The organism is Paenibacillus farraposensis (assembly GCF_020736845.1).
GTDB classification, from domain to species: domain Bacteria; phylum Bacillota; class Bacilli; order Paenibacillales; family Paenibacillaceae; genus Paenibacillus; species Paenibacillus farraposensis.
Genome location: NZ_JAFFQR010000102.1, coordinates 2,408 through 8,659, shown reverse-complemented (window position 1 = coordinate 8,659; position 6,252 = coordinate 2,408). Strand labels below are relative to the sequence as shown.

The 6,252-nt window shown below is 43.6% G+C and carries 9 protein-coding genes; all 9 read right to left on the bottom strand.

What is annotated here, in order from left to right:
• On the bottom strand, window positions 1-1,256 hold a 1,256-nt coding region (locus JO375_RS16335), incomplete at its 3' end, for a phage baseplate assembly protein V (protein WP_229525465.1).
• Window positions 1,253-1,927, bottom strand: coding sequence for a hypothetical protein (locus tag JO375_RS16330; RefSeq protein ID WP_229525464.1), 675 nt, complete (start codon window positions 1,925-1,927; stop codon window positions 1,253-1,255). The genes JO375_RS16330 and JO375_RS16335, both read right to left, overlap by 4 nt.
• 558 nt (window positions 1,928-2,485) lie before the next feature.
• Window positions 2,486-3,016: a hypothetical protein gene (locus tag JO375_RS16325; protein WP_229525463.1), complete on the bottom strand. Its 531-nt coding sequence runs from the start codon at window positions 3,014-3,016 to the stop codon at window positions 2,486-2,488.
• A gap of 12 nt (window positions 3,017-3,028) precedes the next feature.
• Entirely contained in the window at window positions 3,029-3,475 is a 447-nt protein-coding gene (locus JO375_RS16320; protein ID WP_229525462.1) for a DUF262 domain-containing protein, read from the bottom strand.
• A 57-nt stretch (window positions 3,476-3,532) separates the two neighbouring features.
• Window positions 3,533-3,769 (bottom strand): hypothetical protein, encoded by a 237-nt coding sequence (locus JO375_RS16315; protein WP_229525461.1) that lies wholly within the window; start codon window positions 3,767-3,769, stop codon window positions 3,533-3,535.
• Window positions 3,766-4,098, bottom strand: coding sequence for a hypothetical protein (locus JO375_RS16310; RefSeq protein ID WP_229525460.1), 333 nt, complete (start codon window positions 4,096-4,098; stop codon window positions 3,766-3,768). Before JO375_RS16310 ends, JO375_RS16315 begins: the two co-directional genes overlap by 4 nt.
• 107 nt (window positions 4,099-4,205) lie before the next feature.
• Window positions 4,206-4,541 (bottom strand): helix-turn-helix domain-containing protein, encoded by a 336-nt coding sequence (locus tag JO375_RS16305; RefSeq protein ID WP_229525459.1) that lies wholly within the window; start codon window positions 4,539-4,541, stop codon window positions 4,206-4,208.
• Complete coding sequence (locus JO375_RS16300) at window positions 4,534-4,995, bottom strand: hypothetical protein (protein ID WP_229525458.1); 462 nt, start codon at window positions 4,993-4,995, stop codon at window positions 4,534-4,536. Before JO375_RS16300 ends, JO375_RS16305 begins: the two co-directional genes overlap by 8 nt.
• 533 nt (window positions 4,996-5,528) lie before the next feature.
• Window positions 5,529-6,252, bottom strand: a 724-nt coding sequence (locus JO375_RS16295; RefSeq protein WP_229525457.1) for an IS3 family transposase, incomplete at its 5' end; no start/stop codon positions are given.

Sequence of the window (6,252 nt, the reverse complement as noted above, 5' to 3'; positions counted from 1 at the left end):
CTGCTCGTGATATGGATGCCTTCTTTATCGTCCAGCTTGATATAAATCGCACCGTCCTTGCCCGTAACGACCAGTTCATCCGGTCCCAGCCGAATTTCCTTGCCGTGCGGGGTACGCCATATTTTCATATGCGGATTGGAAAAATGGTTGTGCCTGCTCTTGCGATCCGCCCGTCTTACTGCGCCGCCTGCCACACCGTCTTCTTCCCGGCTGCCGGGGAAATAAACGGAAACCGAATCACCTTTTTCCGGCATTACGTACCAGCCGGTATGGCCCCCAGCACTATACACCGTCGAGTAGTTGAACCAATGGGCTTTGCTTGCATCCTGCTCTTTATCACAATCGAGATGGATACGTACCTGATCCTGACGGACGTCCAGTACAACGCCGCTTAGCGAGGCTCCCGCCAGCTTTTCCTGGTAGTAGCTTTTTTGCCGTAAGCCTTTGTACGAGGCAAGCATATATTGATGCCGCAGCAGCCCTTGCCTCATTTCGGTATAGGCTTCCACTACATACAAGCTGTGTCCCTGAAAAGTCATCTGAGCTCCCAAATCCAGCACCTCGTCCGTTTCTACCTCATAGAAAATAAAGTCATTTTCCGTCACCTTGGTCTGCTCGTTTTCCTGAAAATAACGAAAAGGCAGCAACTGCTTGCGTACGGTATAACGGGTATGATCCAGTACCACCTGTGCCGGGCTGTCTTCAATACCAAAATAAAACTTGGGACTGTCAAAACGGGCCACAGGCATCAGACTCGTATGATACCGTGAGGCCATGCGTCTCAAGAACGCCCAGTCCGTCTCCTGATACTGGATGGCAAGTCTTCCGATTTGCTCTCCACCTGTCGCTCCATCAATCACATCCAGCCCTTCGTAGTCCTTGCCAATCTGCTCCAGCATCTGAGGAACGGTCATTTTGGTATATTGAAAAGAGCGGGTACGCTGCTGAATATCCATCCGGTAGGTATGGGAAATCGCCTCCACTTCCAGATAGTACACGTCCCGTACGACCTTTACTTCGACCGATAGGGCAATCCCGCTGAACAGCGGCTTGCTTTCACCAGATTCGTCCCGTTGGCTCACCTGGATGACGGTGTTCTTTTCCGTCGTTTCCACATAGCTGTCTTGCAGGTCCTCCGGAATCACACCTGTAAAATAAAGCCGGGTATGCTCATTGATTTTCTTCGTGAGGACAAGTTGTTCCAGATCGATTTGGTCGTAAGGATGAATTTGAATTTGATCGTATCCTAGACTCATCGCGAACCTACTCCTTTCTCAAATGGGGAATCTGAAGGAAACGGAACGATATGGAGCGATTGCACTGTATTTTCTGCCACAGACAGCCATTCTTCCCTATCCGATTCCATACAATTAAACGTGCCCATCGCCACCTGTCCCTCATAGACAAACAGCAATATTTCGTTGTACAAATTCGTATCCACGCCTGCGGCTACAAAACGGATCACCCCGATGGACAGACCGGAACGATTCACGATCACTTCAGTACCCATCCAGTTACGAATCGGTTGTACAGACCGCAAAACATCTGCCATTTGCTGCACAAACTCGGAAAGCTCGTCCACAGCTAAAACGGTTTCCGTCCGATTAAAGGTGATATTCACCGTCCCGTCCAAAGAGGTATAAATCACCTCAGGGCGATGTTCCGAAGGATATTTAAATTTGGCTTGCTCCAGCGGCATCAGGCTAAAAGATTTCGGAACGCTAATCTCCATTTGTCTGTCCAGAATCGCTCTCCATTCCAACGGGATCAGTTCATCACCTATCCGCAACACCGTGTTTTTTTCAGCAACGGAGTTGGCCTGATTAGGTACAGCGGTTTGAGATAGGTTCGTATTTACGCTATTAGATGCAACATCATGATTAAGCTTGTGTTTGAGACTTAGAATATGCTCGTCCATATAATTCATTGGGATAGTCCCTTTCTTCTTAAAAAGATGAAAGTTTATTTTCAAAATTTGAAATTAAGAGGGGATATTTAACAATAGCCCATCTTATATATGTCGGTCAGAATAGAGATTTTGTTTACAGAAAGAACCATCCCATGCGTTATTTTCAATGTTTATTTCTGAAATTAACTCATTTTTCTCCAATTAAAAGTGGGTTTCAGATCGTTTTAAATCGATTTCTGTTTTAAAAGTTGAGTGGCTCCCCAAATAAAAAAAGTGTCGGAAAGTCCGCCGGACCTTCTCGACACTCTGGTAAACCGAGATGGACTCGGTTTATTTTTTCGTATTTTGACGTGTCAGGAAATTTTCTATATTATTATCATCTGCATCAATATAGTGAATAGATGCAGACAATCTATTATTTTCTGGAATACTATTTAGACTTTTGCCTATTAATTGGTATTCATCTTTAGATTTGAAACTGTTCCCCAACTAACAGAAATTCATGCTTTAGGAAAATAGAGTCGTACACGTCTCCATGTTACAACTCTCCTCTCTTCCATTCACTTTTTCCCTGAATCATGGCTTGGGCAATTCCATCTGCAACGGAAACTGCTCCATATCCTTCAACATCAAACCAAATCGCTTAGCAACAAATCCTTTACTAGTAGCCCCTTTTTGACAAAGCTGACCATATGGGCTATCAACAGAGTAGCGATCAATCAGGAACGACTCAGACCATGCTCCAAACTGATCCTCAGACCAGGAGTGTTCAAGCGCATAATCCAACACTTGAAACAGGCTTCCAACATGGACCTTTTTCAGGACCTTCCGTTGGGCATGGTCCCAATTACGGAATGCAGCATCCATAAAGTCAATCTTGTGTTCAATTAACTCTGTTACCGAGGCTGGGACCTCATCCAAGTTCGAGATGAACTGATTCAAACTAGCTCCCCGAAAATCAATGTCCTGATTGGAAGCTGAGGCAATAAACTGCCAGATCAGTTGCTCATCCACATAGCGATTGCGATCCGCTTTAGTAAAAGCGATCTTCTCAAAGAACAAATGCTGCCCCAGCTCCTGTACCGTTTCACGGACAGCAGGACTCACTTTGACTTTGGTCTACTCTGTAGAAGTTAGCGGCACCGACTGATTTACCCTGTAGAACATTTCCTCCACTTCTTCAAAGCTACATTCACGAAATTCCGTCACCGTGAAGTTGTAGGTGAGGAATTCAAATTGTGCTTCAGAAGATAATTCATCGTATCGCTTGCCAGCAATGGCCTCTCCATTAAAATCCGCAGTTCCTTTGCTCAGCTTGTACTTACCATCGGCAAAGAAGAAAATTGACTCCCAGCGCTGCCTTCCATCAATGACCCAAATGTACCCATCGCCGTTATCCCAAACGAGAATGTTTGGAATGTAGCGATCCCGAATGACCGAGTCTACAAGATATGAGCGACGATCATTTTTCCACACGCTGTTGCGCTGAAAAGGAAGATCAAAACGAATACGCTCCCGCATATTCAAAAGGCTTTTTGTTGTTCGCTGAATACTTGATCTTTTCATGAATAAATCCTCCTTAAAATAAAGAAACAGGACAGCAAGATTCTGTCCTGTTCATCATTAAATTTCAAAAGCTTGATATACAGATTCATCTTCAAAAGAAGAAGCTTTAACAATTCGGTCTGAGAACCCCTGCACTCCTTGGATTGACTCCGTGCCAAGCAACATGGAAAGGACTGAGAAGCCCTTCTCCTTTTTCAACTCATTCCAATAATCAATAAATTGACCATTCACATGAGCTTCACCATCTGTAACAAAGATAATGTCCGCTTGGTGGAATCGGCTCTGCTTAATCACCTCTGCTGCTTTCGCAGATCATGAGCAAAGTTCATAATTTCCTGCACGCTTTGCCAGAATGCCTGGCCTCGTAATATCAGCACATCCAGATTAGTGCTTTTATTTTTCAGCACATAAAACACTTTCGTATCTACTCTGAATAGGACAGTATCACCAATGGCAATTTTGTTATCTGACAAGCCCCAAACCTCTTCCATGACATAAGGGATGACATCCAGCATCATGCGTAGGAAGGCTTCGGCCTTTTTACGACGTTCCTTCTCTTGCTGGAGAAATGATATGACTTCTTCTTGAACTGTTCTTTCGGGCTTTTTAAATAGTTTGAACATCGCTATTCATCCTCTCAATTTTTAATAAAACGCAAAAAAGCCGTTCTCTGCATGGAATATCCATGCAAAAAATCGGCTTTGAAGTAACAGAATTCAATTTTTTCGACTTAGTGTGTCATGGAAGTAGCAGCCTCTTCATCAACGATAGGGCGCACTCCAACAATTTTTAATGCTTTGAAGATTTTAGCCAAAGAATCCGGCTGAACAGTGTATCCGAAATTTGGATGTGTCATTCCTGCTTGAATGACCGTAACGTCTTCAAGAGAAACTCCCGCCAAATCAGCAAGCTGCTGTTGATTGTATCCCAGCTCCAGTTGTCTTGCTAAGATCATCTGACCTACAGCAACTTCGGGGCCGTCCAAATAGTCTGCAGCTCCGGGAAGTTCCCTGACCAGTTTCTTCATCTCTTCAAAATCCTTTTTCAAATTGCTGTACTTACTCATCAGCTTCATCTCCTTTTAAAAAAATGTATTTCTCTGGAGATTCCATAAAAGCAATGTATTGTGCTTCCGACTTTTTAATGAGCTTTTCGAATTCCTGTGAGAAGGTGTGAGTCTTTATTGTCGCTTGAGTAAACACGAGCACTTGAATATCGTTGAAATGATATTCAAAAAACACGGCTCGAAATGCTCCTGCCCCTCGCCAGTTCACACGAAACTCAAGCAAGGGTGGGTGATTCCTCAGCTCTTTTACAATTCTAATGCTGTACAAGGAATTCCCACTAATTGGAGTTGTGAAAAACTCATTCATAGAATGAAAAATTCCCCACTTCTCCAAAACCTCAAGAGCCTGAAAAATAAGTTCCACCAATTGTGCAAAGATTGCATCAGTCTCTGCCCGTCGAACCAGTTGTTGCAAGCAAAGCTTAACTGGAACATTTTCTTCTTCATCTTTCAAGAACCAAATGATTGTCTCCATTATACCATCCCTTCACTTTTTTGAAACGCAAAAAAGCCGATCTTCGCATGAGAAACTCATGCAAAAATCGGCTTTGAATAAGCATTATTCATTTAAACAAATTACCCTAACAAATCTTTTCCAGAGTCCTTTCGGTACTCTCTCCCTCGTCTCTGGCAAATGAGAGTGTGGGGAATACAAACATTTTAGCCTGCTTTAACCTCACTCTTCCTTTCCAGATGGAAAGTCAGCAGGATCGAGGGCACTACACTTACCTTTGTCTCCAGCGGATGGGAGTATAAAGTATAAGGAATATGCTTTCATTATATCTCTTTTACACTTGACATACAAGCGTATGTTCGTAAAAGAATAATTCTCCTGCTATGGTGGTCTTTTGACGTGACCAGATAGCTTGGCTGGAGATCAACAGGCGGATTATAGGCTACTGCGTTGATTTGGTCTATTGGTGTGAATATGAATTCATTATTACACATCAATCTGATAGTTTTAGAACATGGACTGTCAACAGTAAATCAGACAACTTTTTTAAGGGCTGCAGTTTTGTACTGAACTGGCGTCATGTATCTTAATGTGCCGTGAATACGATGCTTGTTGAACCAGTTCACATAATCATATAGTTCTAGTTTTAGATAATAAAGACTCTGGAAATCCATTTGGTTTACGAATTCTGTTTTCATTACTTTGTAGGTGGCTTCGGCCACGGCATTGTCGTAGGGACAGCCTTTCATACTTAGGGAACGGCCAATATCAAAGGTCTCTAACAGTTCGTCTATGGTCTGGTTCTTAAATTCGCTCCCACGATCCGTATGAAACCACTGAATGTCGCTCAAATCGCCCTCTACCGTGGCAAAGGCACGGGAAATCAGAGCAGCATCTTTGTTGGGACCTGCACTATGGCCAATGATTTCACGATTAAATAAGTCGATCAGTACGCAAATGTAGTGCCACTTGTGCTGAACTTTCACATAAGTTAGATCGCTGACAACGAAGCGTTTGCTTTCCGTTTGGGTGAACTCGCGGTTCAGTGTATTGGCTGTAGCCGCTTCATTACAGGCGGTTTTATAGGGCTTATATTGTGCCACCGTGTAGGTTGAAACGAGTCCATGTTCTTTCATAATCCGGCCAATTCGACGTCTGGACACCACGAATCCGCGCTCATGGAGCTTGATTTTGATTTTGCGCGTGTCATAGGCTTTTCGGTTTTTGTGGAAGATATCCACAACCGCTTCGGTTACA